The 26,880-nt window shown below is 54.8% G+C and carries 18 protein-coding genes; 15 read left to right on the top strand and 3 right to left on the bottom strand.

Going from position 1 to position 26,880, the window contains the following annotated elements; all coding sequences use genetic code 11:
• Window positions 1-133: 133 nt before the first annotated feature.
• Window positions 134-1,498, bottom strand: a complete 1,365-nt coding sequence (aroA, locus tag ACKGJP_RS29805) for a 3-phosphoshikimate 1-carboxyvinyltransferase (protein WP_409342403.1) — start codon at window positions 1,496-1,498, stop codon at window positions 134-136.
• 108 nt (window positions 1,499-1,606) lie between these two features.
• Here aroA and ACKGJP_RS29800 point away from each other — a divergent pair, with 108 nt between their 5' ends.
• Complete coding sequence (locus tag ACKGJP_RS29800) at window positions 1,607-2,503, top strand: LysR family transcriptional regulator (protein WP_409342402.1); 897 nt, start codon at window positions 1,607-1,609, stop codon at window positions 2,501-2,503.
• A 739-nt stretch (window positions 2,504-3,242) separates the two neighbouring features.
• Here the strand turns inward: ACKGJP_RS29800 and ACKGJP_RS29795 are convergent.
• The gene (locus tag ACKGJP_RS29795; protein ID WP_409342401.1) at window positions 3,243-4,220 is read right to left on the bottom strand and encodes an aldo/keto reductase; all 978 of its coding nucleotides are present in this window, start codon (window positions 4,218-4,220) and stop codon (window positions 3,243-3,245) included.
• Between the two features lie 200 nt (window positions 4,221-4,420).
• Between ACKGJP_RS29795 and ACKGJP_RS29790 the strand changes: the two genes are divergently transcribed.
• The 10 genes from ACKGJP_RS29790 (at window position 4,421) to ACKGJP_RS29745 (ending at window position 20,010) form a co-directional block, all read left to right on the top strand.
• The gene (locus ACKGJP_RS29790; RefSeq protein WP_409342400.1) at window positions 4,421-6,733 is read left to right on the top strand and encodes a helix-turn-helix domain-containing protein; all 2,313 of its coding nucleotides are present in this window, start codon (window positions 4,421-4,423) and stop codon (window positions 6,731-6,733) included.
• Window positions 6,734-6,876: 143 nt separating this feature from the next.
• Entirely contained in the window at window positions 6,877-8,511 is a 1,635-nt protein-coding gene (locus ACKGJP_RS29785) for an extracellular solute-binding protein (RefSeq protein ID WP_409342399.1), read from the top strand.
• Between the two features lie 111 nt (window positions 8,512-8,622).
• Window positions 8,623-9,588: an ABC transporter permease gene (locus tag ACKGJP_RS29780; protein WP_409342398.1), complete on the top strand. Its 966-nt coding sequence runs from the start codon at window positions 8,623-8,625 to the stop codon at window positions 9,586-9,588.
• A 16-nt stretch (window positions 9,589-9,604) separates the two neighbouring features.
• On the top strand, window positions 9,605-10,483 hold the full coding sequence (locus ACKGJP_RS29775) for a carbohydrate ABC transporter permease (protein WP_409342397.1): 879 nt from the start codon (window positions 9,605-9,607) through the stop codon (window positions 10,481-10,483).
• Between the two features lie 658 nt (window positions 10,484-11,141).
• The gene (locus ACKGJP_RS29770; protein WP_409342396.1) at window positions 11,142-11,711 is read left to right on the top strand and encodes a hypothetical protein; all 570 of its coding nucleotides are present in this window, start codon (window positions 11,142-11,144) and stop codon (window positions 11,709-11,711) included.
• Window positions 11,712-11,848: 137 nt separating this feature from the next.
• Complete coding sequence (locus ACKGJP_RS29765) at window positions 11,849-12,916, top strand: LCP family protein (protein WP_409342395.1); 1,068 nt, start codon at window positions 11,849-11,851, stop codon at window positions 12,914-12,916.
• Between the two features lie 201 nt (window positions 12,917-13,117).
• The gene (locus ACKGJP_RS29760) at window positions 13,118-15,235 is read left to right on the top strand and encodes an alpha-N-acetylglucosaminidase (protein ID WP_409342394.1); all 2,118 of its coding nucleotides are present in this window, start codon (window positions 13,118-13,120) and stop codon (window positions 15,233-15,235) included.
• 43 nt (window positions 15,236-15,278) lie between these two features.
• The gene (locus ACKGJP_RS29755) at window positions 15,279-17,795 is read left to right on the top strand and encodes a glycoside hydrolase domain-containing protein (protein WP_409342393.1); all 2,517 of its coding nucleotides are present in this window, start codon (window positions 15,279-15,281) and stop codon (window positions 17,793-17,795) included.
• Window positions 17,796-18,245: 450 nt separating this feature from the next.
• Complete coding sequence (locus ACKGJP_RS29750; protein ID WP_409342392.1) at window positions 18,246-19,046, top strand: SDR family NAD(P)-dependent oxidoreductase; 801 nt, start codon at window positions 18,246-18,248, stop codon at window positions 19,044-19,046.
• Between the two features lie 16 nt (window positions 19,047-19,062).
• On the top strand, window positions 19,063-20,010 hold the full coding sequence (locus ACKGJP_RS29745) for an aldo/keto reductase (RefSeq protein ID WP_409342391.1): 948 nt from the start codon (window positions 19,063-19,065) through the stop codon (window positions 20,008-20,010).
• Window positions 20,011-20,291: 281 nt separating this feature from the next.
• On the opposite strand, the gene ACKGJP_RS29740 is transcribed toward ACKGJP_RS29745, so the two are convergent.
• Complete coding sequence (locus tag ACKGJP_RS29740; RefSeq protein ID WP_409342390.1) at window positions 20,292-21,392, bottom strand: hypothetical protein; 1,101 nt, start codon at window positions 21,390-21,392, stop codon at window positions 20,292-20,294.
• A 208-nt stretch (window positions 21,393-21,600) separates the two neighbouring features.
• Here ACKGJP_RS29740 and ACKGJP_RS29735 point away from each other — a divergent pair, with 208 nt between their 5' ends.
• The 4 genes from ACKGJP_RS29735 to ACKGJP_RS29720 all read left to right on the top strand — a co-directional run bounded on the left by ACKGJP_RS29735 (window position 21,601) and on the right by ACKGJP_RS29720 (window position 26,291).
• Window positions 21,601-22,590, top strand: a complete 990-nt coding sequence (locus ACKGJP_RS29735) for a peptidoglycan DD-metalloendopeptidase family protein (protein ID WP_409342389.1) — start codon at window positions 21,601-21,603, stop codon at window positions 22,588-22,590.
• Window positions 22,591-23,067, top strand: a complete 477-nt coding sequence (locus ACKGJP_RS29730) for a polymer-forming cytoskeletal protein (protein ID WP_409342388.1) — start codon at window positions 22,591-22,593, stop codon at window positions 23,065-23,067.
• A 293-nt stretch (window positions 23,068-23,360) separates the two neighbouring features.
• The gene (locus ACKGJP_RS29725; RefSeq protein ID WP_409342387.1) at window positions 23,361-24,443 is read left to right on the top strand and encodes a metallophosphoesterase family protein; all 1,083 of its coding nucleotides are present in this window, start codon (window positions 23,361-23,363) and stop codon (window positions 24,441-24,443) included.
• A 264-nt stretch (window positions 24,444-24,707) separates the two neighbouring features.
• Window positions 24,708-26,291, top strand: a complete 1,584-nt coding sequence (locus ACKGJP_RS29720; RefSeq protein WP_409342386.1) for a peptide chain release factor 3 — start codon at window positions 24,708-24,710, stop codon at window positions 26,289-26,291.
• Window positions 26,292-26,880: the final 589 nt, after the last annotated feature.

Raw genomic sequence — 26,880 nt, 5'->3', positions numbered from 1 at the left:
CTATACCTCCTAAATAATTCCTGTAGGTATAGATTAAAACCAATATTTAATGCGGTCAAGGTACTAGTTTGGATGGTAAACATAAAACAGTCCGGCGTGCCTCCGACGCGCCGGACTGTTTTCATAGGTGCCCTCATACACCGGCAAACTCGACCGATAGCCCGAGGGCGGACAGCCTGTCGAAATAGTCCGGGCATGTTTTGGAAACGCAACCGGGGTCTGCAATCCGGATGCCCGCCGCTTTGACGCCGATCAGCGAGAGGGCCATCGCCATCCGGTGGTCGTCATGCGGATCAAGCAGCGCCGGCTGCGGGGTTCCCGGATGTACGGTAAGCCCGTCCGGATACTCCTCCACCCGAATGCCCAGCTTGCGCAGCTCTTGGCATATGGCGGATATCTGGTTGCATTCATGGTGCCGGATGTGGGCGGCGCCGGTAAGCGTAACCGGGCCGTCGGCAAATGGGGCGAGAGCCGCAAGCGTAAGCGTTTGATCGGACCAGCGGCTCATGTCGACGGTCAGGCCGCCTTTAAGCCGGGGCGTTCCGCGAACTTCGACGAACGTAGGGCCGAGTTCCACCGCGCAGCCCATTTGTTCCAAGACGCGCAGCATTTCCATATCGGGCTGCCGGGTAGTGGCCGCCGAAACCCGGTTAATGCGAATGCGGCCGTTCGTCAGCGCGGCAAGCGCCCAAAAGTAGCAGCACGTCGAAATGTCCGGCTCAAGCGTAAGATGCCGACTCTTGTACGCGCCGGGACGGACTGCAAACGATTGCCCCTCGTCATTCACGGCGATGTCTCCGCCGAAGGCGCGAATCATCTCTGTCGTCAACGTCACGTAATCATGCTGCACGACCGCCCCTTCGACGTGGAGCGTCACCGCATCCCGGGCATAGGGAGCGGCAAGCAGAAGACCGCTGATATACTGGCTCGATACGGAACCGTCGATCGCAACGCTCCCTCCGTTCAACCCTCGCCCTTTAAGCGATAAGGGCAAGCAGCCGGGTTCCTCCTCATACTGGATCTCCGCGCCCAATTCGGTCAAAGCGTCCAAAAGAGGGGCGATCGGCCGTTCATGCATCCGTTTGCTACCGGACAGTCGCCACATTCCGTTCGCCGCCGCCAGCGCACCCGGCAAAAAGCGCGCGGCCGTCCCGGCGGCTCCCACATACAGATCGCCACCGTCGACCGGCCAATTACCTCCGCAGCCGTGAACGACGGCCGTTTCCCCTTCGAGCTCGAGGTGGACGCCAAGGAGCCGCAAAGCCTCGATGCACCAGTACGAATCGTCGCTTTTCAGGATGCCCTCCAGCCTGCTCGTTCCTTCGGCCATCGCGGCGATCATGAGCGCGCGGTTCGTCATGCTTTTGCTCCCGGGCACCGTAATGTCCCCGTTTACGGATACTCCTTGCGACCAAACGCGTACCGCTTCGGCTTTGCCGTATTTTGACCAGGGTGATCTTGCTTTCATGTCGGGCATATGAATGGGTTTTTGTTTCATGGCGTATCCCTCCGGATTGATCGAATGGTTTAACCTGATTATAATGAGCTTTAAGGAATAGATGAAATCGCAATTACAAACAGTTGTCATAGAGGAGTTCTATAGCAAATGGAGAACCTGGAATGGTACCGGATTTTCCTTCATACGGCGAAGACGGGTAATTTGACCAAAGCCGCGCAAGCGCTGTATATGACCCAGCCTTCGGTCAGCTATGCGATCAAGCAGCTGGAGGAAGCGTTAGGGGTGAAGCTGTTTCAGCGTTTTTCGCGGGGAGTGGCGTTAACGGCGGAGGGACGGGCGCTGTATCATTATGTGGAGCAATCCTTCGCTTTGCTGGATACCGGCGAGCAGAAGCTGCATGCCCTAAAAGCCTTTGCCGGCGGGGAGCTTCGGCTCGGTGCCAGCGATTCGCTGTTCAAGCATGTCCTGCTGCCTCATCTCGGCGTTTTCCGTTCCCGTTTTCCCGGCATTCGCATCAGGCTGTCACACGGCAAATCGGGGGAAATCGCCGATCGTGTCAGAGACGGCCGAATCGATTACGGCTTTATTCATCTGCCGATGCAGGAACTTCAGGCCCCCCTGCAGGTTCGGCCGATGTTCGCGATCCAGGATGTTTTCGTAGTCGGAGAGGCGTTTCGAGAGCTGGCGGACCGCAATTTGACCGCAGCCGAGCTGGCCGGGGTACCGCTCCTGCTATTATCGCCGGGAAGCAGCACAAGGCGTTTTGTAGAGCGGTGGTTTGCGGCGCAGGGGCTTGAAGCGGAGGCGGACATGGAACTCGGGAGCGTCGACCTGCTGATCGAATTCGCGAGGCTCGGATACGGTGCGGCTTTCGTAACCCGTTCGTTCGTCGAGGAAGAGCTGAAGGCAGGAACCTTGTATGAGCTTCGAACCGCCGAGCCCATTCCGTCCCGCAGCGTCGCCATTGTCCAGCGCAGCGACATGGCGTTGTCCCTGGCATCGGAGCAATTTTTGCACATGCTGCTCGATTCGCTTTCACAGTAAGAGCGAGAGCGCGAAAAAAGCCGCCAATCGGCGGCTTTTTGCTGTTCAAATACGGGGGGCGTTATCGTTTTCGTGACGAATTGGCATGCAGATACCGGGTACTTGTACAAGAATCTAGTATGTTTGGTCATAAGATAGTGAAAAAGGGGAGACAGCTTATGGCGAATGTTATTTTCGTACCCGGAGATTTTCCGACCTGATCGCAAGTCGCTGACGCTAGTCATTCGCTGATCGTTGGCGATAGTTGCTTGTCACCCTATGCTGGTCGATATACTGCGGGTGTAAGTAATCCGATGCCAGCAGAAATAGTGAATGTAAGTTCATTATTAGTGAACTCAAATTCACTATTTTGCCCTTTTGACGGTCTTCTGGCTGGAATAGTGAACGAAAGCTCACTATTAGTGAATGTGACGGAAAAATAGTTACTTGAGGTTCACTATTGCTTGGTTGGATGGTGAAACGGGTGTAAATAGTGAACTTTAATTCAGTAATAGTGAATCAACGTTCATTATCCGCTCAACTAGGCTAGAATTCGAGTGATTGGCAGTCTTAAGTAACAAAGTGCATAAGCACACATTTGTTTAAACGGCCTACTTGCCATCCGGTTATGTTCAAGGGAAGGGAATGCGGTGATAATGAAAATCGGGCGCCTTTGGCGCCCGATGATCTCAAATATCGTCTCGCTTGCGATAAAATGTCCACGGCTCGCAAGAAGCGATCCGGCACTATTGCCACCGCCTTACTTCGACAGCCGGTATACCGCGAACGGTTCACCATAACGGGAAGCGCCGCTAAGCTGATCCAACTGCTCCATGGCGGACGCATCCAGCTCCAGCGATACGCTTTGAATGTTTTGCTCCAGCTGCTCCGTGCGAGTAGCACCGACGATGACGGTCGATACGGCCGGCTTGCGCATCAGCCAAGCGAGCGACAGCGCTCCGGGCGTGCAATTCAGCTCGGCGGCAAGCTTGACGACCTCTTCGCCGAGCGTCAGCTTGTCCGGCCGGAGAAATCGCTTGAAGTTCGGATCGGCATCCGCGCGCGAGCCTGCCGGCGCGGAATCGGCCGACGTATATTTGCCGGTCAGGATCCCTCCGGCCAGCGGAAAATAGGGGATGATGCCGACACCTTGATCGAGGCAAAGCGGCACGAGCTCTTGCTCCGGCGTCCGGTCGGCGAGCGAGTAGCTCGTTTGCGTCGACACGAACCGGTTCAGCCCCAGCTTCTCGCTAATGCCGAGCGCCTTCATCAGCTCCCACGCGGCATAGTTGGAAGCTCCGATGTAGCGAACTTTGCCGGAACGGACCATGTCGTCCAGCGTACGAAGCGTTTCCTCGAGCGGCGTATTCGGATCGAACGTATGGATTTGGTACAAATCGACGTAATCCGTGCGCAGCCGCTTCAGACTGCTCTCCAGTTCTTGCATCAAGTGGTAGCGCGACGACCCGCGCGCATTCGGACCTTCGCCGCGCGGCAGACCGGCTTTGGTGGCGAGAACGGCCTCATGGCGCCTGCCTTCCAGCGCGAGCCCGATAATCCGCTCCGATTCGGTGCGGGTATAAATATTGGCGGTATCGATAAAGTTGATTCCATAATCAAGCGACTGGCGGATAATCCGGATCGACGTATCCTGATCGGCCCGCGTTCCAAAGGCATTGGTGCCGAGGCCAAGCGCGGACACGTGTACCCCGCTGTTTCCGAGACGACGATAGTGCATGTTAACACGCTCCTTTAGGTATGGCGGAATAGGGTAATTATATCATTAAGACATGGGGAAGCACATGTCGGTCCGCGTCTATGGAGAAAGATGGCCGATTGAACGGTCAAACCGAATATGGTACACTTTTCCCATGCCTCCGTTGTGCGCAACGGAGGTGTTTCGATTTTACGGCAAGGCAGAAGTTCGGGAGGGGTACCATGATTCGCCGCAAAAAGAGCGTGTTTTTGACCCTATGGTTATCGTATATCGTCATTCTGATCATTCCGGTCGTCATTTCGGCGGTTCTGTATACCGGGATGGAGAACGCTATGGTCGGCAACGCCAACCGGTCGAATATCGCCATGCTGGAGCAGGTGCGGCAGGTGGTGGACAGCCGAATGGAGGAGATCGATCAGCTGACCGTGCAGATCGCTACGCATCCTAAGCTGCAGACGCTCTGGAACATTTCGGAGGGCGAGAAGTACGTGCAGTATGCGGAAGCGGTTAAAGCGCTGAAAAATGTGCAGAGCGGCAGCGGGTTTATCGAAGATTTTTACATTCATCTGGCCGAACCCGACATCATCCTCACTCCCAATTTGAAAACGGATACAACGACCTATTATACAAAGCTGTTTCAATACCCGGAAAAAGGGATCGATCAGCTTCGCAAGGATCTGTTCTCCAGCTATCATTTCAAATCCTTTTGGCCGGTGACGACGATACTGGACGGCCCGTTCTCCACCAGGGCGCTCCTGTGCGCCGTTTCTTTGCCGTTCGGCGAAAGCGATAACGTGCGGGCGACGCTGGTCGTGCTCGTCGACGAGCAGCAAATATTCGATTTGCTCAAGCAGATCGAGTGGGTCAACAGCGGGTCGATGTATATTTTGGACAACGCCGGACACGTTATGGTTTCGACGGCAGAGAGGAACGAGCTGCCGGCCGGGCTGGGCGACAAAATTAACGGGAGCAGCGGCTCCGAATCGTATCGGCTGGACGGGCAAATGGAGATGCTGTCCTATACGACCGGGGAAAGCGGCTGGAAATACGTGTCGCTCGTCCCGAAGGACGTCGTGCTGAAGCGGGTGAACGAAATCAAAGGCTGGGCGGTGACGCTGCTCGTACTCGGCATCATCGGGGGCGCGATTGCGGCGTACTGGATGGCATACCGCAGCTACAGCCCGATCCGCGACATGATGATGACGATTTTGGGAGGCAAAACGGGGAACGTCCCCGCCGCGACCAACGAATACGAATTCATCAAATCGTCCATCTCCGAAACGATGGAGGAAGGCAGGGCGCTGAAGCAGCGGCTCGAGGGGCATATGCCGGTCGTTAGGACGCACTTCCTGACGCGCATGCTGAAGGGACAAGCCGAGCCGGCCGCGCTAGAGCGGAGCTCGCTTGAATTTATGGGCGTGCGGTTTCCGTCCGATTCCGTCTGCGTCCTGCTGATCGAGGTGGACGATACGAGCCAGTTCATGCTTGAGGACAACGAGCGGGATTGGGCGCTTATTCGCTTTATTTTGTTTAATTTGAGCAGCGAGCTGATCGGCGAAAGGGGCTACGTGGCGGAGACGGACCTGAACCGCTTGGCGATTTTGTGGAATCCGCCGGATGATTCGGAGGCGAGCAGAGAGCAGCGGGGCCGGTTCATCTCGGAGCTGAAGCAGGTCGTCGAGGAACGATTCCGCCTGCAAATTACGGTAGCCTCCAGCTCGATCAGGCAAGGGCTTTCCGAAACGGGCCGCTGTTATGCGGAAGCGATCAACGCCCTCGATTACCGGATCATTCACGGGATCAACAAAGTCATTTATTTCGAGGAAATCAAGGAGATGGACCGCTCCTTCTACTATTATCCGACGGAAACGGAAGTCCAGCTGATGAATCTCGTGAAAAGCGGGGACTATGAAAATGCGGCCAGGCTGCTGGACGAGCTGTATGAGCAAAACGTCGTTTCCCGCGGTTTGACGCCGGAAATGGGCAAATGCTTGTTCTTCGACTTGCTGAGCACGATGCTGAAGGTCATGAACGCGCTCAAAATCGACGGGAAGCAGCTGTTCGAAGGCGCGGCGGACCCGATCAAGCATATTCTCGGCAGCCGCTCGGCGGAAGGCATGCTGCGCAAAATCAAGGAGCTGTGCGCGTACATCTGCGAGAGCGTGCGGGATGCGAGAAGCGAGCAAAACGAACGGCTGAATGACAGACTCAAAGTCTACATCGTGCAGAACTGCGCCGACAACGGGTTGAGCCTGACTTCGATCGCCGATCATTTCGGCATGACGCCGCAGTATGTCTCCGGCTTTTTCAAAAAGCAGAACGGCATCAACTTGACCGACTATTTGGTCGATGTTCGCATTCGGGAAGCGAAGCGTCTGTTGGCGGAAACCGAGCTGACCGTTCTTCAAGTTGCGCAAAGCGTAGGCTATGCGACCGATATCGGATTCATTCGCGTCTTCAAAAAACAAGAGGGGATCACCCCCGGAAAGTACCGGGAAATGGCTCTGCAGGCGGGCGAGGAGAAAAACGGTTAGCCCGAAATAAATCGGTTTATTCGCGATATGAAGGCCGGTTTATGTTTCGGGCAACGGGTTGTAGGCGCTTTCTACTCGATCTTTTATAGTGAAATTGCGGACGACATGCCGCATCCAAAAATGTATAGGAGGGTCCACATTTTATGGCTAAAAAGATGAAAGTGCTTGCTTCGACGGTAGTATCCGCTTCGCTTCTCTCCACGCTTGCAGTAGGCTGCGGGAAAGAGGAAACCCCGAAAACGAATACGGCAAGCAACTCCCCGAGCTCTTCGGCAGCGCCGGCGGAGACCAAATATCCCGAATCGCTGACCTACTGGGTTTCCCTTAACCCGAACGCCGCTGCCACCATGAAAAGCTACGGAGAAATCGCCGCTTATAAAGAATTGGAAAAGAAGACGGGAACGAAAGTGACGTTCCAGCATCCGCCTACAGGCCAGGAGAAGGATCAATTCAATCTGATGATGGCTTCGGGCCAGCTGCCGGATGTCATCGAATACGGCTGGGGAGCCGCACCGAAAGGGGCGGACAGCCTTATTAAAGAGAAGCGGATTCTCCGCTTGAACGAATTGATCGAGAAAAACGCGCCCAACCTGAGCAAAGTGCTTAAGGATAATCCGGATTTCCGCAAAATGATCACGACGGATGAAGGCAATATTTACGTCATGCCGTTCCTGCTAGGCGATCCGCAGCTTTCCAGCGTTAACGGCCCGGCGCTTCGCAAGGACTGGCTGGACAAAGTCGGACTTCCTGTGCCGAAAACGATCGCAGACTGGGAGAACGTGCTGACCGCATTCCGCGACAAAGATCCGAACGGCAACGGCAAGAAGGACGAAATCCCGTATTTGATGACGGTTATGCCGGATAACGAAATGGATCTCAACTATTTGTTCGTCGGTGCTTGGGGCATTACGCAGGACTTCTATCAAGAAGGCGGCAAAGTGAAATACGGCCCGCTCGATCCGAAATTCAAAGAATATTTGACGATGATGGCCAAATGGTACAAAGACGGGCTGATCGACAAAGATTACGCAACGACCGACGGCAAGCTGAAGGACGCCAAAGTGACGGGCGATCAGTTAGGCGCATTCTCCGCTTATGCGGGCAGCGGCATCGGCCGGTACACGACGCTCGTACAGCCGAGCAATCCGAAATTCAGCCTCGTAGGCACGTCTTATCCGGTATTGAAGGAAGGCGAGAAAGCGCTCGGCCAATACACGTTCCCGTTCACGGGCATCGGCGCGGCGATTTCCGCCACAGCCAAAAACCCCGAGCAAATCATCAAATGGCTGGATTATAAGTACGGTCAAGAAGGACATATGCTGTTCAACTTCGGTATCGAGAACGAGAGCTACAAGCTGGAGAACGGCTATCCGAAATATACCGACAAGATTCTGAACAACCCGGATAAACTGCCGATTACGCAAGCGATGGCCAAATATTTTATCGCTTCCTGGAGCGGCCCTATCGTTCAGGATAAACGTTACATCGAGCAATATTTCACCCTGCCCGAGCAGCGCGACGCCCAGAAGGCATGGATGACCGCGGATCACTCCAAGGTGATGCCTCCTGTGACGCTGACTGCAGAGGAAAGCTCCAAGACCGCCTCGATCATGAACGATGTCAAAACATACCGCGACGAAATGATCGGCAAGTTCATCATGGGCGCGGAACCGATCTCGAACTTCGACAAATTCGTATCCACGATGAAGTCCATGGGAATCGACGAAGCGATCAAAGCGAGACAAGCGGCGCTGGACCGCTATAACAACCGGAAATAACGACGCCTGTACCGGTTGACCGGAAGCGCGGGGCTAGTACCGTCCCGCGCCCCGGCCATACCGGAGCCGGATGCGCAACCAGACAGATTCGGATAGACAGGAGGGCTCGTTATGTCCGTTGCGATAGAGGAGAAAACCGCAAAAACCAAGCCGCAGGTTGATAAGAACGCTTTCAAATACCGCGCGCTCCGCGATATGAAAATGAATAAGTACATTTATTTGATGCTTTTGCCCGTAGTCGTTTATTACATTATCTTTTACTACGTGCCGATGTATGGCGTGCAGATCGCATTTAAGGATTTTTCCCCGGGTCTCGGGCTGTGGGACAGTCCGTGGGTCGGTTTTCAGCATTTCGAAAGCTTCTTAAACAGCTATTATTTCGGGCGGCTGCTCCGCAATACGCTGCTGCTCAGCCTCTATGACCTGGTTTTCAGCTTTCCGGCGTCGATCATCCTCGCTCTGCTCCTGAACGAGCTTCGCAGCGCCATGGTGAAGCGCGCGGTGCAGACGATTACGTACATGCCTCACTTTATTTCCATCGTCGTCATTTCCGGAATGATGGTGGACTTTCTGGCCCGCGACGGCCTGATCAACAACGTGCTTGCCATGTTCGGCATCGAACCGATCGCATTCCTGCGGGAAAGCGGCTGGTTCCGGACCATTTACGTCGCATCAAACATTTGGCAAAGCGTAGGCTGGGGCTCGATCATCTACTTGTCGGCGATGTCCAGCATCGATCCCTCACTGTACGAAGCGGCCAAGGTGGATGGCGCGAACCGCTGGCGGCAAACGTTCAACATTACGCTGCCGGGCATTATGCCGACCGTCATTATTTTGCTCATCCTGCAGATCGGTCATTTCATGAGCGTCGGTACGGATAAAATTTTGCTCCTGTACAACAGCACGACCTACGAAACGGCTGACGTTATCGGCACGTTCGTTTACCGGAAAGGGATTTTGGAGTCCGATTTCAGCTACAGCTCGGCGGTCGGCTTGTTCAATTCCCTCATCAACTTCACGCTTCTGGTGCTGGCGAACTGGATCAGCAGACGCACCAGCGACACGCGGCTATGGTAAAGGGGGGAGCGAACCGATGATGAAACGCAGCTTTGGCGAACGTACATTCGATTTGTTTAATATTTTGTTCATGGTCGTGCTCTCGATCGTCACCATTTATCCATTCCTGTATGTGCTGTTCGCGTCGCTCAGCGATCCGAGCTGGATCGTGAAGGTGCGGGGGCTTATCTGGTACCCCAAAGGGCTGAACTTCGAGGCGTACCGGCTCGTGTTCAACAATCCGTCGATCCTGACCGGTTACGCGAACACCATTCTTTATGTGGTGGCGGGAACGGTGCTGAATATTTTGATGACCTCCCTTGGCGCCTACGCCTTGTCGCGTCAGAACGTCATGTGGAAAAATCCGATCATGTTCATGATCGTGTTCACGATGTTTTTCAGCGGCGGACTTATTCCGACCTACCTGCTGGTCGACGGTCTCGGCATGCTCGACAACAGGCTGGCGTTAATCATCCCGACAGCCATGAGCGCGTACAACCTTATCATTATGCGTACGGCGTTTCAGGGCATCCCGGTCAGCCTGGAGGAGTCCGCGAAGCTGGACGGAGCGAACGACTTTACGATTCTGTTCCGCATCGTGCTTCCGCTCTCGATGCCCGTCGTGGCCGTCATGATCCTGTTCTACGGGGTTGGCCATTGGAATGCTTGGTTTAACGCACTCATCTATCTGCGTACCCGGGATTTGTATCCGCTGCAGCTTATTTTGCGGGAAATTCTCATCACGAACAGTACGGACTCGATGATGACGGGCGTCGGCGGCGGCGACAAAATGCCGATCGGCGAAACGATCAAATACGCAACGATCATCGTAGCGACGATTCCGATTTTGTGCTTGTACCCGTTCCTTCAGAAGTATTTTGTGAAGGGCGTTATGATTGGCGCCGTCAAAGGGTAGGGTGACGGCGGTTGGCGGTGAGGGAGAGGGCGAAGGCGAGGGATGAAGGGCTAGGATAAATGGCGAAAGATAAAGGCAAGAGATTCTAAGCAAAAGATTTAAAATATTAGAATGACAAGCTATCAAGCCCGGGGTACCCCCTTACGGTCACTCTTGTGCTCAGGAAATTTTCATCAAAGCCGAATCGTAGTCATTTCCCGATCACAAAGGCGAACGCTCACGCTCCTCCAGAGGATACCCCAAGCTCCATAGCGACTCATTCTTAATAGAAAATCAACCGCACTTCACCAACCCACTCCCCTCACTCGCCTTCGCCGTCTGGGAAAGGAATATAGAAGGGCAGCACTCGTCCCGACTAGGATACTCGTGTAATTTAGTTAAGCCGCGCCCGGCTTCTCGCGGGCACGGCTTTTTTTAACTCCTCGCGATCACTCTAGTGCTCAGGAAATTTTCAACAAAGCTGCCGGATGGGGACATTTCCCGATCACAAAGGCGAACGCTCACGCTCCTCCAGAGGATACCCCCAAGCTCCATAGCGACTCATTCTTAATTAAAAATCAACCGCAATTCACCAACCCGCTTCCCTCACGCGCCTTCGCCGTCTGGGAAAAGGAGAAGAGAAGGGCAGCACTCGTCCCGACTAGGATACTCGTGTAATTTGGTTAAGCCGCGCCCGGTTTCTCACGGGCACGGTTTTTTAACTCCTCGCGATCACGCTAGTGCTCAGGAAATTTTCATCAAAGCCGCCGGATGGGGACATTTCCCGATCACAAAGGCGAACGCTCACGCTCCTCCAGAGGATACCCCCAAGCTCCATAGCGACTCCTTCTTGATTGAAAATCAACCGCACTACACCAACCCGCCTCGATTATCCGACTCGATTACGGGGATGAAGCGGATTACCTTATCTGGTGTTCTGAGCTTGGCAAAGCTGGAGGAGGTAGAGGGAATGTTGTATGTTTTACAGCATTTTGGCTCTTCATGGGGAGGAAATTCGAGAGATGCTGCATATTTTGCAACAAATCCCATTGAAAAGGTGAGGGCAGAACCATTTCCGCTTCCAAATGTTGTATTTCATACAACAACCAATCGGGATTTGAAGAAAACCGAGGAGAATGTTGTATTTCATACAACAACCAATCGGGATTTGAAGAAAACCGAGGAGAATGTTGTATTTTATGCAAGACTGGCGCTATGCAGCGGCAGGATGCGCGTCTTTATGGCTTGATTTTACTTACGCGTAGTTAACAGTGAGGCTGAACGAATGCGCACAAGGTTCGGCAGCCGAAGCGAAAAAACAGTAGATTCTCCGTCGAAAATATGATACATTTTGTATCATAAAAGAATAATAACGGAGATGCGCGAATGAAATATTGGAAGAAAATGCTGCAAATTGGCGCCGTTTTCACTGTTGTCGCGGCGGCATGGCTAGTTTGGGAGCTTCATCCGGCCCATCACTTTGGATACAAAACGTATCCAGTCTTGGCGATGCCGCATGAAGCCTATAACGTGCCCGAGGCGGAGGATCCTGAAGTTTCCGCCACTCCGTCTTCCGCAAGTGAATCGCAACCATCCGAAGCCGAAGCGGTTCCCAGCGCGACGCCGGAGCCGGCTGCTGCGGCCGAGCCGGAAGATCCTGCCGTTTGGCCGGTCGAGAAGGATGAAAAAGCGTTCAATGTGCTTCTCCTTGGCGTCGATACGGACAACGAGGAGGCGGCTCGGACCGATGTGATCGTTCTGGCTCATGTGATGCCTACGCTCAAGAAGATCAATGTCGTTTCGATCCCGCGGGATACGCGGGTGAAGCTGGCCGGAATCGGTGAAACGAAGATCAATCATGCTCACGCGCTCGGTCATGCGAAGGCGGGCAGCAAAGGCGGAACGGAGGCGGCCATCCAAGCGGTAAGCAACATGCTGGGTGTGCCGATCCACTATTTTGCCAAAATGAACTTCAAAGGCTTTAAGGAATTCATCGATATGATCGGCGGCGTCGACCTTGCAATCGAACGGGAGATGCGGATAGACAACCAACTTTTTTTACAGGCCGGGAAGCAGCATCTCGATGGCGAGAAGGCTCTTATTTTCGTCAGGGAACGCTATTCGCTCGAGAACGGCGACTTCGGCAGGCAAGCGGATCAAATTTTGTTGATGAAGGCGGTTCTCGGGCAGCTTCTTCAGCCGGAGAAGCTCGTCGAGCTTCCGGCCCTGATCGGCAAAGTGAAGAAAGACGTCGTGGAGACGAATTTTTCGGACGCGGATCTCATCAGCCTGGCTTGGTTGTTCAAAGGCTTCAGCTTCGATGATATTGCGTATGTGCAAATACCGGGGCGCTCTGCGATGATGGACGACCCGCTGATGGGCATGCCGCTGTGGTACTGGGTACCGGACAAAGAGCAAGTCAAGAAGCTGGTCCGGCAGTATGTGGCATCCTGAGAACGGAGGGCGGGGTACCCGGTCACCTCATACCTGCAAGACTACAGGAATCACCGCCTCCTAAGAGCGGTGATTTTTTTATTTTACAAATAAAGTAAAATTTATTTGAATTCCATTAGTGCCGTGCAAATCCTATTCGAAGCTCTTCCTATACAATGAAGGCGGAACCGTTCCGAATTACCTTAACAGGAGGCTGTAACGATGTCAGGACAAGAGGTTGTAAAAGGACTGTTGGAGCGTTTGCTCCCCAAGCATGCCGATCAGTTCGTATTGGAAACGGTGAAGCCGGCTGACGGGCTGGACGTGTTTGAAATCGACAACAGGGACGGGAACATCGTGCTTCGCGGACCGAACGGCGTAAGCATCGCCTCTGCGCTGCATTGGTATTTAAAATATACGTGCGGCTGCCACGTTTCATGGTCGGGCGATCAGCTCGAACTGCCGGACAAACTGCCGCCGGTCGCGGAGCCGGTACGCCGGAATACGCCATATCGGCACCGGTATTTGTACAATTTCTGCACATTCAACTACAGCATGACGTGGTGGGACTGGGCGCGCTGGGAGCGGGAAATCGATTGGATGGCGCTTCACGGCGTCAATATGCCGCTGGCTGTAACCGGGCAGGAAGCGGTCTGGATGGCGACGGGACGCAGGCTCGGGTTATCCGGCGAAGACATGCTGAAGCATTTGACCGGACCGGCCTACTTGGCGTGGCATTATATGGGCAATGTCGACGGTATGGGTGGGCCGCTGCCCCAAAGCTGGATCGACGGGCAGCGCGAGCTGCAGCTGAAAATACTCGAACGCCAGCGGGCGTACGGGATGACGCCGGTGCTTTCGGGCTTCTACGGCCATGTGCCGGAAGCGCTTAAAGAAAAGCGTCCCGATGCGAACATCACCCAGCTGAAATCGTGGTTCGGCATGCCGGGCATTCATTTTCTCGATCCGCGCGATCCGCTGTTTGCGGAAGCGGCAGGCTATTTCTATGAGGAGCAGGAGCGGTTGTACGGGACGAACCATCTGTATGAGATGGACTTGTTCCACGAGGGGAAATCCCCCGATTCCTCGGTGGAATATTTGACGGAATCGGCAAAAGCGGTTTGCAAGGCGATGCTGGAAAACGATTCGCAGGCGGTTTGGGTCATGCAGAGCTGGTCGATGTCGGAGCCGATCGTACGGGCGCTGCCGGACGATCATCTGATCCTGCTGGATCTGTATGCCGAAACTTCGCCAAAATGGAAATCGACGGAAGGCTTTTACGGGAAGCCGTGGATTTGGTGCATGCTGCATAATTTCGGAGGCAGGAACGGTATGCACGGCAGCATGGCGAATGTTGCGAACGGTCCCGTGGAAGCTCTGCATGATCCGAGCCGGGGACACATGGCCGGTATCGGCTTCGCACCGGAAGCGATTGAGGAAAATCCGGTGCTGTACGATTTGCTCGCCGAAATGACATGGCATACGGAAGCGATCGATTTGGACAAGTGGACGGCGGGATATTTGCTGCGCCGGTACGGCAAACAATCGGCGGACGCGGAAGAAGCCTGGCGTCTGCTGCGCGAATCGGTTTATGCGAAGAACGCCAATCAGGAAGCGGCGGTATGCGCCCGTCCGAAGCTGGAAATCAAGCGGGTGTGCAATGGCAGGATCGTTCCCTTTTACGATATGGCGACGACGGTCCGGGCTTGGGAAACGCTGCTTGCTTGCGGCGGCGAGCTGGGCGGCGCGGCGGGCTATCAATACGATCTAGTTGATACGGGCAGGGAAGTGCTGTCGCATCTCATCAGGCCGCTCCATTTGCGGATAGTGGACGCTTTCCGCAACCGCGATCGCGCCGCATTCGGGGAAAGCCGGATGCTGCTGGAAACGGTAATTGCCGATCTCGATGAACTTACGGCGACGAACAAGCATTTTCTCGTCGGGCCATGGGTAGCGAGCGCCCGCAAATGGGGCAAGACGGCGGAAGAGAAGGCGCTGCACGAATTCAATGCGCGCACGCTCATCTCGACATGGTGGCCGAGGCCGCTTACGTTCGACGATTATTCCCACCGGCAATGGTCGGGCATGCTGAAGGGCTACTATTTGGAGCGCTGGAAGCAATTTGGCGCAAGGCTGGAGGCGGCCATCGACAACTCGGACGGCTTTGACGAGGCGGCTTTCGAAGACAATATTCGCGAATGGGAAATCGGCTGGATGAACCGCTCGGACGATTTTGCCGTCGAGCCTGCCGGCGATGCGGTTGACGTTTCCCGGCGGATGTTTGACCGGTATGCGGCGCTTGCGGTTTCGCTGGCGCAGGAGGCTGTTGAAACGAAATAAGCGTTACAGGTAGAGTGCCGATTACGGATGGGAGTGAGTCGAGATGGGAACGACGCGACAAAACGTACGGGCTTGGCTGGAGACGAGAGAGCGTCCGGTTCTAACGGCGCGCGATGTGCCGCAGGAGAAATTAGCCGGTTCAAGCGCCGGGGAGACGTTCAAAGCGGTAGCGCGTCCCGGCGAATATTATCCGCTGCAGGTTGTCGTATGCGCGGCGGAGGGGACGCTGTATGATGTTCGCGTCGATTATGCGGATTTGCGCTCGGAGCAGGGAGGGACGATCCCGGCATCCGGGATGACTTGCTTGCAAACGGCGGGGAACGACTATCAAGGCCGCATCATGCGCAAGAAGGTTGCCGTGCCGCACGGGAATGTGCAAGCGATGTGGGTCGGCATCGAGGTGCCCGAAAGCACGCCGCCCGGCGTCTATGAAGGCGTTTGGAAAGTGCTGGCCGAAGGAGCGGCGGAACGGCAGCTGGACGTGAAGCTGTGTGTCGAGGGCGAACCGCTGCCTGACGCGGGAGACGGCGAGCTGTGGCGGCTATCCCGTCTGCGCTGGCTGAACTCGGACATCGCCGCCGACGAAGAAGTGACCGCCCCGTACACGGCGGTAAAAGTGGCGGGGAGGACCGTTTCCTGCCTTGGAAGGACGCTTACGTTTGGAGATACCGGCTTTCCGGAGCGGGTCGTCAGCTATTTCTCGCCTTCGGTTGACGGTTTGCAGGGGGAGGGGCGCGACATTATCGCATCCCCCATTACGCTTATTGCGGAGACGGCGGAAAGCCTTGCTGAGGAATGGCGGAGCCTTTCTTGCGGCATCGCCGCCGCTTCAGGCAGCGCAGCGGAGTGGCAGGCGGCAAGCGAGAGCGAGCGCTTCGAGATGATCGTGCGGGCGGGGCTGGAATACGACGGCTATGTCTGGTTCCAGGTTACGCTGAAAGCCAAAGAAGCGGTGCGCGTCCGGGATATCCGGCTGGATATCCCGGTAGCCGGGGACGTAGCCCGATACGGCATGGGAATGGGCAAGCAGGGCGGACGGCTACCCGAATCGCTGGAATGGAAATGGGATGCTTCGGTCAACCAGGATTCGTTCTGGCTCGGAGACGTTAATGCCGGCTTGCGGTGTCAGCTGAAGGGCGAGAACTACCGGAAACCGTTCGTCAACATCTACTATCGGCATCGCCCCCTGCTCGTACCGGGCAGCTGGGATAACGGAGGCAAAGGCGGCGCTGCGCTTGTGCGTGAGGACGGCGCGGTCAAGTTTCGCGCATTCAGCGGGGAACGGGAGATCGAGGCGGGAAGCGAGCTCCATTATAACTTCGATTTGATGATTACGCCGCTCAAGCCGATCGACATGACCGGACACTGGAACAACCGCTACTATCACCGGCCGCCTGAGAAAACGAAAATGGAGACGTGGCAGCAGGAGGCGCTTGAGCACGGGGCCAACGTCATCAATATCCATCACGGGGCCGAAGCGCATCCTTTCATTAACTATCCGTTCTACGAAACGGATAACGTGAAGGCGTTCGTCGCGGAAGCTCACGGCAAAGGATTGAAGACGAAGCTGTACTACACGGTGCGCGAAATGACCGATCATATGGCGGAGTTGAAGGCGCTGCGCAGCTTGGGCGATGAAATATTCCCTCCGCCGAACGGCTCGGCGGCCAGCATTTTGTGGCAGGGAGATGCCGCAGCTTGGGTACGGGAGCATCTGGGCGACGACGTCATTCCGGCTTGGAAGCACGAGTTTGCCGAAGGAAAATATGCAGGTGCGATCGATGCGGCCATCATTTCGGATGGAACCTCGCGAATGGTGAATTACTACCTGGAGGGCCTGCAATGGCTCCTGCGCGAGACGGACATCGACGGCATTTATATCGATGACGTAGCTTACGACCGGACGACGATCCGCCGCGCGCGCAAAGTGCTGGACCGCGCCAAATCGGGCTGTCTGATCGATTTTCATACGTGGAATCATATGAACGACCTGGCCGGTTTCTGCAGCAACGCGAACCTGTACATGGAACTGTTCCCTTATCTGGACAGCCTCTGGATAGGCGAAGGTTTCGACTATAACGCGGCGGCCCCGGACTATTGGCTGATCGAAATCAGCGGCATTCCGTTCGGGCTGATGGGCGAAATGCTGCAGGGAGGCGGTAATCCGTGGCGCGGCATGGCGTATGGGATGACGAACCGGCTTGGCTGGCATGGCCAAACGCCTAAGCATTTGTGGCGCCTTTGGGATGGTTTCCGTATTCAGGATGCGGAAATGCTAGGCTATTGGCATCCGGAGAACCCGGTGCGGACGGGGCGCGACGACGTGCTCGCCACGGTGTACAAGCGCGAGGATGAATTGCTCATCTCGCTGGCTAGCTGGGCGGGAGAGCCGGTTACGTGCTCGCTTGAAGTGGATTGGGCGAAGCTCGGTTGGGACGCCGGCAGCGTGCGTTGTGAAATTCCGCCGATTCCGGATTTCCAGGAGGAGCAGGCTGCGGAAACAATTTGCGCTCTTCGGTTGGAGCCGGGCAAAGGTTTGTTGCTCCGATTATATAAGTAATGGAAAAGGCCAACCGGTTCGTGACGAACGGTTGGCTTTCTCTCTGTTGGAGGGCAAATAGACGACGCTGGAGGCTCTTAAATGCCCCGACTATCCGGAAAAGCGCGGAATAGACGACGGTAGGGGCTCTTATCCGTCGCAGATTCCGCGAAAACTGCCTGACGGGGGCATATAGACGACGTTGGAGTCTTCTAAATACCCCGACTATCCGAAAAAGCGCGGAATAGACGACGGCAAAGGCTCTTATCCGTCGCGGATCCCGCGAAAACCGCCCGCCGGTGCAAATGGCCGGAGTCACCGCTGTAAAGCTTTAAAATAACCCCCCCAGCGGATTTTAATTGGTGCAATCCCGGTCTGTTTATAGTATATTGGTAATACCATATTATATATTAAAGCCAATCAAATCCTTAAACGGAATTCCAATGCTGAAAGAGAGTGGGGAAAATCATCATGCATACGAAGAAGTTGTTTGATCTAGACGGGCAAATCGCGATCGTAACCGGCGGATCTGGCCTGTACGGCGCTCATATTTCGCAAGCCCTCTGCGAGGCGGGAGCGACGGTCATTATCGCGTCCCGTAACGTGGACAGCTGCGAGAAAGCGGCGTCGGTGCTCCGGGAAGCCGGCCATCAAGCGTTCGGCATGCAGCTTGACTTAGGCGATGAGGCAGGCATCTGCCGATTCGTGGCCGAGGTGACGGAGCGTTTTAAGCAAATTGACATTCTAGTCAACAATTCCGTTTCCCGTGTCGGCCTTAACGATTTGGAGAAGACGACGCAGGAAGGCTGGGAAGCCGCTCAGCACGTCAACGGAACGGGCACCATGCTGATTACGCGGGAAGTCGTCAAACCGATGGTCGCCCGGCGCAAAGGCAATATTATTAATATCGGCTCCATTCAGGGAGCGGTCGGCCCTCACTTTCCCGTTTACGGCGATACCGGCATGACAAGCGGCATCGAATACACCTACGCGAAGTGGGGGATGGTCGGCATGACCAAATGGCTGGCCAATTACTACGGGCGTTACAACATTCGCGTCAATTGTATCAGCCCGGGCGGCTACAATCCGGTCGGGACGCAAAACGAAATCATGAACGAGACGTTTACCGCCAACTACAAAAAGCTGACGCCGCTCGGAAGATTCAGTGAGGACGACGATATTAAAGGACCGATCGTCTTCCTGGCCTCGGAAGCTTCGCGTTACGTCACCGGCCATAACCTGCTGGTGGACGGCGGCTGGACGAACTGGTAGAAGGGGGATGACAGACATGCCAACGCTTCAAATCGGCGGGACGCCTATATCCGCTCTGACGCTGGGCACGGTTCAGCTCGGCATTCCTTACGGTATCGCGAATACAAGCGGCAAACCGGATAAAGCGAACGCTTTTCGCATCCTGGAGGCGGCAACGAAAGGCGGCGTTACCGGTTTCGATACCGCAGGCAGCTATGGAGACGCCGAGGTATTGCTGGGCGAATTTTTTGCGAATAGGCCGGATAAACCGGTACTCGTATCCAAAATGACGCTGCCGCTCGAGACGGGATTATCCGCAGCGGAAATCGAGAGGCTCATGGACGAAAAAACCGAGTCGACGCTTCGCCGTTTGCAAATCGGGCAGCTTCCCGTCATGCTGCTCCATAATCCCGACGTGCTCCTGCAGCACGGGGAGACGATTACACGAAGGCTCCGCAAGCTGCAGAGGGACGGGCTGGTCGCAAAGGCCGGCGTCTCCATCGACGGGCACTCGGACGAGCAATACGAGCAGTTGTGGAGAATCATAAAGGACGATGTTTATGAAGCGCTGCAAATTCCGCTCAACGTGCTTGATCACCGCTTGATTCGCCAAGGCGCGATCCGCGAGTTTGCGGCAGCCGGCAAAATCGTCTTTGCGCGGAGCGTCTTTTTGCAAGGTTTGCTGTTGATGGACGAGGAAACGGTTGCGGAAAGGGTGCCTGGAGCCATTGCGCCGCTGCGGACGCTTCGTTCGCTGGCGGAGCGGGAAGGGTTCACGGTGGCGGAGGCTGCGATTTCGTTCGTGCGCGATATGCCGGAAATCGCAAGTCTCGTCATTGGGGCGGAGACGGACGGGCAGCTTAACGACACGATAAAGCTAATGAGCGGCCCGGCGATCGGCGAGGAGCTGCGAGCCGGAATCATGAGGGAGCTCGGCGGCATTCCGGCGTCCGTTCTCAATCCGGTACGATGGCCGAAGCGGTAGGGCGGCGAAGCCTTTCCTGCATAGTCGCATCCGCATAGTGCCGGAGGTTTGCTTCATGAGGAGCTGATCTCGTCGTAATCAAGGCACGATAAGTAAACGAAAGGCCTGTATCCAAGCCGGTTTCCTGGGGAAACGGCTTGGATGCAGGCCTTTTTGCATGTGTCGAAAGGTTAGACCGACATTCGCCATCGATTGCGGCATGCTCGGCAAGCGATAAGCGTCAAGACGCCGCAGACGCCGTAAGTCGCTTATCCTTGGCTGCCGCCACCGATAAGCCCTCGCTATTCCGCGTAAACGGCGGCTTGGCTGACGCGGCTTTTGGCTACCTTTAAATAGCCGTACATGTTCTGCAGCTCGCTGTCGGGAACGAAACGAAGCTTGATCGAGCCAGCGGCTTCCATGATATACGGCTTCAATGCCGCCGCACCGCCGCCGATGACATAGAAGCATTGGATGTCCGGATACTTCTTCCATCTCTTCTTGATCAGCTCGACGACCCGCTGGGCGGCCCGTCTGAAGTACAGGTCGACGATCGGCTGAATGCTTGCCTGGCCTTCCCCGATGCGCTGGATGACGTAGTCGCGCGTCTTCACGCGCTGCGCCAGCTTGGCCCGGCTCGGGAACGAATACCCGAATTCGTCCTCGACGTCGCGAATGATCGCATCGAGATAAACCGCCATTCCCGTCTGCTCGCCATAGCTGAAATGATTGTCGATGTTCATCCGTTTCACCACGGGCAGATCCGTCGTCAGGGAACCGATCTCGCACACGCCGATGCAGCCGTTGTAAATTTCCTCGTCCCTAACTTGCAAATTATCGTAGGTCGCCAGATTGAACAAAGCGGCGGCGCCTTCGATGGAAACGATCGCCCTGCGAACGATGACCTTCACCTTGCAATTCCGCAGCTTCGGCGTGGTCAGGAAAGTAACTTCATGCTCGCCGACGAGTCTTTGCTCGAATTTTTCGTGAAATTTGCTGTACGTACGCACCGGAAGTCCGGTTCCGATTACATATTCGACTTCAGTGGCTTGGGAAATGCTACTTCCGGCCTGGGTCTGACTGACTATTCCCGTATAGGCAAGCGCGGTAAGCGCGACAATTAAAGATTGGTCCGACAGCGCCTTGTTGTCCGTTTCTTCCGGCTCGGAATTATCGTCAAGCTCCGTTGCGAGCGTGCCGACGAACCACCGTCTGTTGTTCTGGGCAAGCGAAGGGCTGTGAACCGTCACGTCCAGCGCCTTAAGCGCGGCATCTTCTTCCTGCAAAATAAGCCGTTCGTAGCCTGGCGTAACTATATTCGGGATCACAACGGGAGTACCCGATCCGTCGTGTACGATCTTAATACTGTCATTGCCGATATCGATTCCTGCTAGTCTGCTCATACTTTCCTCCTAACAAAATGTCGTTCTCCCATTATGGGTTACTATTTTCGATTCGCGGAACGCATTCTCCTCTGCTACTATTTTCCTATTTTTTGGTGAATCATGTCAGAACGGAAGGTTTTTTCGGGAAAAATGTAGAATAGATCAAATGTAATATTTGGATGGAAAATTCCCGGGTTTAGACCAAATACGAGAATCGGAGACTGTTATGAACGTCAAGTGGGGAAAACGCACCTTTACCGTCATGATCATTCCGGATGCCAATCGTTCCGTCATCCGTTTCCGTATGCCGCCGTTCGCCGTGTGGGCTGCCGCCGCCGTCATCTTGTGCATTCTGTTTTTCGCGGTCGTCATTTACGGCAAGTACGCCAACATTTTGCTGCACAATGCAAAGCTGCAATCCGAATTGAGCGGGCGCGCACTAACTTATCAGCAAACGGTTTCGGATAAGGACGAGGCGATCGAGAAGCTGCAAAATGAGGTAGTCGAGCTATCCCAGCACGCCGATCAAATGATCAAAAAGGTTCAGGAAATCGAGAAGTTCGAGGATGATTTGCGAACGCTGTCGGATATTGACGCCGGTTCGGGTAAAGCCGTATCGGCAGCCGAAACCGCGCCGGTCGGAACGGGCATAGGCGGTACGCTGATTCCCGTCCAAGATGAGGAGATCGCTCGCCTTTCCAAGGATGCGAAGCAGACTTATCACCTGCTCAGCGAGCGCATGAACGAGCTTCAGAGCAGCCTGACGGTCATCAAGCAGAAGGTGCTGGAGAAGCAGGAGCAGCTGCGGATTACGCCGTCCATTTATCCGGCCGATATTCATACCGTTTCGTCGGGCTACGGCTATCGCAAGGATCCGTTTACGTTCAAGCTGAGCTTTCATAGCGGAATCGATTTCGCCGCCCATGCGGGCGATCCGGCGTTTGTGACGGCGGACGGCGTCGTCGTGTCGACGGGATCGGATAACCTGCACGGAAACAATGTCGTGGTCGAACATGCGAGCGGCATACGAACCTGGTATATGCACTTAAGCAAAATATTGGTCAACCAAGACGATAACGTCAAAAAAGGGCAGAAAATCGGCCTCGTCGGCTCGACGGGACGCAGCACGGGTCCGCATCTGCATTATGAGGTGATAGTGAACGGTCAAACGGTCGATCCTCGGCCTTATCTAAATTCAACCCGAAAGGAAGAATAAATGATGTTCAAGAAGAAAGACAAGCCCCGTATCAATCCGAATACGACGGATACGCTGATCGGCGAAGGCACCGTATACGAGGGCAAAATCAAATCGGAAGCGAGCGTCCGCATCGAAGGACAAATGATCGGGGACGTCGAATGCCAGGGAGACGTGACGGTTGGCGAGAAGGGGAGCGTCAAATCGAACCTGTCGGCGCGCGACGTCGTCATCGCGGGAAGCGTAAACGGCAACGTGACGGCCAAAGGCAAATTGACGATCCGGGCGACGGGGCGGGTTTTCGGCAACGTACAGGCGGCAGCTTTCGTGATCGACGACGGTGGCGTATTTCAGGGAACGAGCAAAATGCAGAATCCCGCGGCATCGACAGGCAGCGCTGCGCCATCGGGCGATTCGGCGGGTTCGCCGGGAAGCGACAACGCGAACCGGGGGCCGGCGGCGGCTCCTTTTGGAGGAAACACGACGGTCGTCCTGTAAAATAGAAGCCAGAAGTGTCGGCTTTTACGAGCCGTCGGCTGCATGTCGCTCAAGTAAGGTTCGGGTTATATGAGAAAAAAAGCGGAACAAGGGGCAGCGTCCGGCTGCAAACGATCCTTCGTTCGCGCTTTTTTTGTTGCGCTTGCTTTTCATATGATTACTTATGTATAGGAAGTCATTTTTCCCGTGCAACCGTTCCGAAAAAAAGCTATAATGTACAGTACGGGTCTATTTGTGCACTTAGCGGCTTTTGCCGCATTATGAAGGCGTTTTCGATAGGGAGGACAATGAATATGACCAGACGGTCTTTTATGAAAATGCTGCTTTCGATGCTTGCCGCGGGGACGGCGGCTTTCTTCGGGTTGTGGAAATGGCTCGGACCGGGGAGCGAGCAAAAGCAAACGGTGGGTCCGCCGTCCGAAGAGCCCTCGCCTTCGCCAACCGCTTCTCCTACGCCCAAACCGACGGCCGAGGCGAAGGATACCGGGCCGCTGCTTTCGTTTATGATTTTGAGCGATCTTCATATTAATAGCGGCATTTCCGAGCCGAGCGACAAGCTGCGCAAAGCGCTGGACGATGTCCAGAGCTATGATCCCAAAATCGAAGCGCTGCTCATCACCGGGGACGTAACGGATGCTGGCACGGATTCGGACTACCGCGAATACAACAAAGTAATGAAAGAATATAAGCAGCTACCGCCGATTCATGCGAATATGGGAAACCACGACTATTACAACGTATGGATCGACAAGGACGGGCAGTGGAACAAAGACGCCATGCCGAACGGCAAAACCGACGACCAGACGCGCAAAACGTTTATGAAACAGTTCGGCCTGAACAAGGTGTACCACGATTTTACCGTTAACGGCTACCATATCATTATGCTGTCGCAAGAGACGTACGTGCAGGAAAAGCCGGAAGTAGGGGAAGGCGCCTGGTACTCCGACGAGCAGATGAACTGGTTCAAGGAGCAAATGGCGAAGCATAAGGACGATCCCAAGCCGGTCTTCGTCATGATCCATCAGCCGCTGCCGGCGATCGGCCAGGACGGAGGCTCTCACCGTTTGATTCGCGCCAAGGAATTCCGCGAGATTTTGAAGCCTTACCGGAATGTATTCGTATTCTCCGGTCATCAGCATCAGGATTTCCGCAACGGGAACCCTCACTACGTAGAGGAAACGTTCCATTGGTTCATGAACGCGTCGGTCGGCCGTACGCTGAACCGGAGCTTCCAGCAGGAAAATAAAGCGACGTCGCAAGGCTTGTTCGTGCAGGTTCATGCCGACAAAGTCGTACTGCGCGGACGCGAGTTTATCGACCGGACGTACATCAAGGAAGCGGATTGGACGGTCAAGCTGAAATCTGCTAAAGTATAGGCGAAAAGGGACGGCATGCAAAAATGGTGAGTTGCGGCGGTGAGAACCGGCTTGAGGAGCTTTACTGACTACAGATGGGTGATTGGCCTCCAGCCTTCCATTGAACTCTCGTTCCGGGATCGGATTTTAAGGTAGAACGAGAGTTCAAAAGGCGGCCCGTAAACTTTCCGACCAATCACCCATCTTTCGTCAGGATGCTCCTTCGATTGATACACGCCAAGCCAACGAACCTTTTTCGCATGCCGATAAGAAAGGAATAGATGAATGACCACAACGCTAAGCAAAGAACTGCAAACGGAAGTCGCCAAACGGCGGACGTTTGCAATCATCTCTCACCCGGATGCGGGGAAAACGACGCTGACGGAGAAGCTGCTGCTGTTCGGCGGCGCGATCCGGCTCGCCGGTACGGTAAAAGCGAGAAAAGCAAGCAAGCATGCCACCTCCGACTGGATGGAAATCGAGAAGCAGCGGGGGATTTCGGTTACCTCGTCCGTTATGCAGTTCGACTACGAGGGCCATCGCGTCAACATTTTGGATACGCCCGGTCACCAAGACTTCTCCGAGGACACGTACCGGACGTTGACGGCCGCCGACAGCGCGGTCATGCTGATCGATTCCGCGAAGGGCGTCGAGACGCAAACGAAGAAGCTGTTTCAGGTTTGCCGGAAGCGCGGCATTCCGATTTTTACGTTCATCAACAAAATGGACCGCGAAGGGCAAAGCCCCTACGACCTGCTGGAGGAGCTGGAGCAGGTGCTTGGCATCCGCTCGTATCCGATGAACTGGCCGATCGGCTCGGGACGCGACTTCCGCGGCGTATACGACCGGCAGAAAACGCGGCTCGAGCTGTTTAAAGGCGACGAGCACACGCATATTAGCGTCAGGGACGTGAGCGGACCGGAAGATGAGCTGGTGAAGGAAATCGCCGGCGAGTTTTTGCACCAGAAGCTTTGCGAGGATCTCGAGCTGCTCGACGTGGCGGGCGATCCCTTCGATATGGAGAAGGTGCTTCAGGGCGAGCTGACGCCGGTGTTTTTCGGCAGCGGGATCAACAACTTCGGGGTGCAGACGTTCCTCGACAACTTCCTGCAGTTGGCGCCGATACCGGAGCCGCGCAACAGCACGGCCGGCAGCATCGAGCCGACGGAAGAGAATTTCTCCGGCTTCGTCTTCAAAATTCAGGCGAACATGAACCCGGCGCACCGCGACCGGATTGCGTTCCTGCGTATCGTATCGGGCAAGTTCGAACGGGGCATGAGCGTCCGCCATGTGCGGGCCGGCAAGGATATCAAGCTGGCTCAACCGCAGCAGTTTCTCGCACAGGACCGCGACATTGTCGACACGGCGTATCCGGGCGACATTATCGGTTTGTTCGATCCGGGTATTTTCCGCATCGGCGATTCGCTCAGCCAAAAGGGCGATATCATGTTCGACGAGCTGCCGACGTTCTCGCCCGAGCTTTTCTCCAAGGTAACGGTCAAGAATGCGCTTAAGCATAAGCAATACCAGAAAGGCATCGATCAGCTGACGGAGGAAGGCACGATTCAAGTGTTTACGACGATCGGCTTCGAGGATACGATTCTCGGCGTCGTCGGCCAGCTCCAGTTCGAGGTGCTCGAGTATCGGATGAAGGCTGAATACGGCGTTGACATTCAGCTGCAGCGAATGACCTATCAATTCGCCCGCTGGATTGTCGGCGACAATATCGATGCAAGTAAATTCCGCATTAACTCGCAGCTCGTCAAGGACAAGAAGGGCAACTTCGTCGCCCTCTTCGAGAACGAGTATGCGCTTCGCACCGCGATGGATAAGCTGCCGGACGTTAAGTTTTTGGAGACGGCTCCTTAAGTGTTGCAATGTCCCCCATGACGAACTTAAATAGAGATGTTTAATGAAAAATAAAGTCCTTTAATGGTAAATAGAGTCCTTTAATGGACTTTTCCAAAAGTGGACCTGATGCAAAAATATTTTGTCAAAGGGGCGCTGCTAGGATCGTTGAAGGAGTGAACGGGCAGGGACTGGCATTCGAAGTTCGGCCAAACGTATCTGAAGGAAATGAACGATTATATCGGACAAATGGAAGGCAGGAAGTAATGCGGAAAGATCGATTGCAACAGATACGCAGATTTCTACTACTTTAACTCTACCGGGTGCGGTTATGGGTGATACTGTTGTTTGCTCCATAAACCGTGCATTAAACGGTATACGGATGTGGGCAGAAGTTACGGCAACAGATACGGTCACTGTTTATTTTAGAAATGACACAGGGTCTGCGATTGATCTTGCTAATTTAACAATTGCAGTTATGATTGTCAAATACAAAGCTGCTACGATAATGCATCCAAGAATGGATATGCGGTTATAAAACAATTCAATGAAGCGAGTGACCCAAAATCAATTTGTGATTTATTGAGCCCCACTTAGAAGCGAATTTCTT

It is taken from the genome of Paenibacillus litoralis (assembly GCF_046244365.1).
Taxonomy (GTDB): domain Bacteria; phylum Bacillota; class Bacilli; order Paenibacillales; family NBRC-103111; genus Paenibacillus_V.
This window is presented reverse-complemented; position numbering and strand designations above follow the sequence as displayed.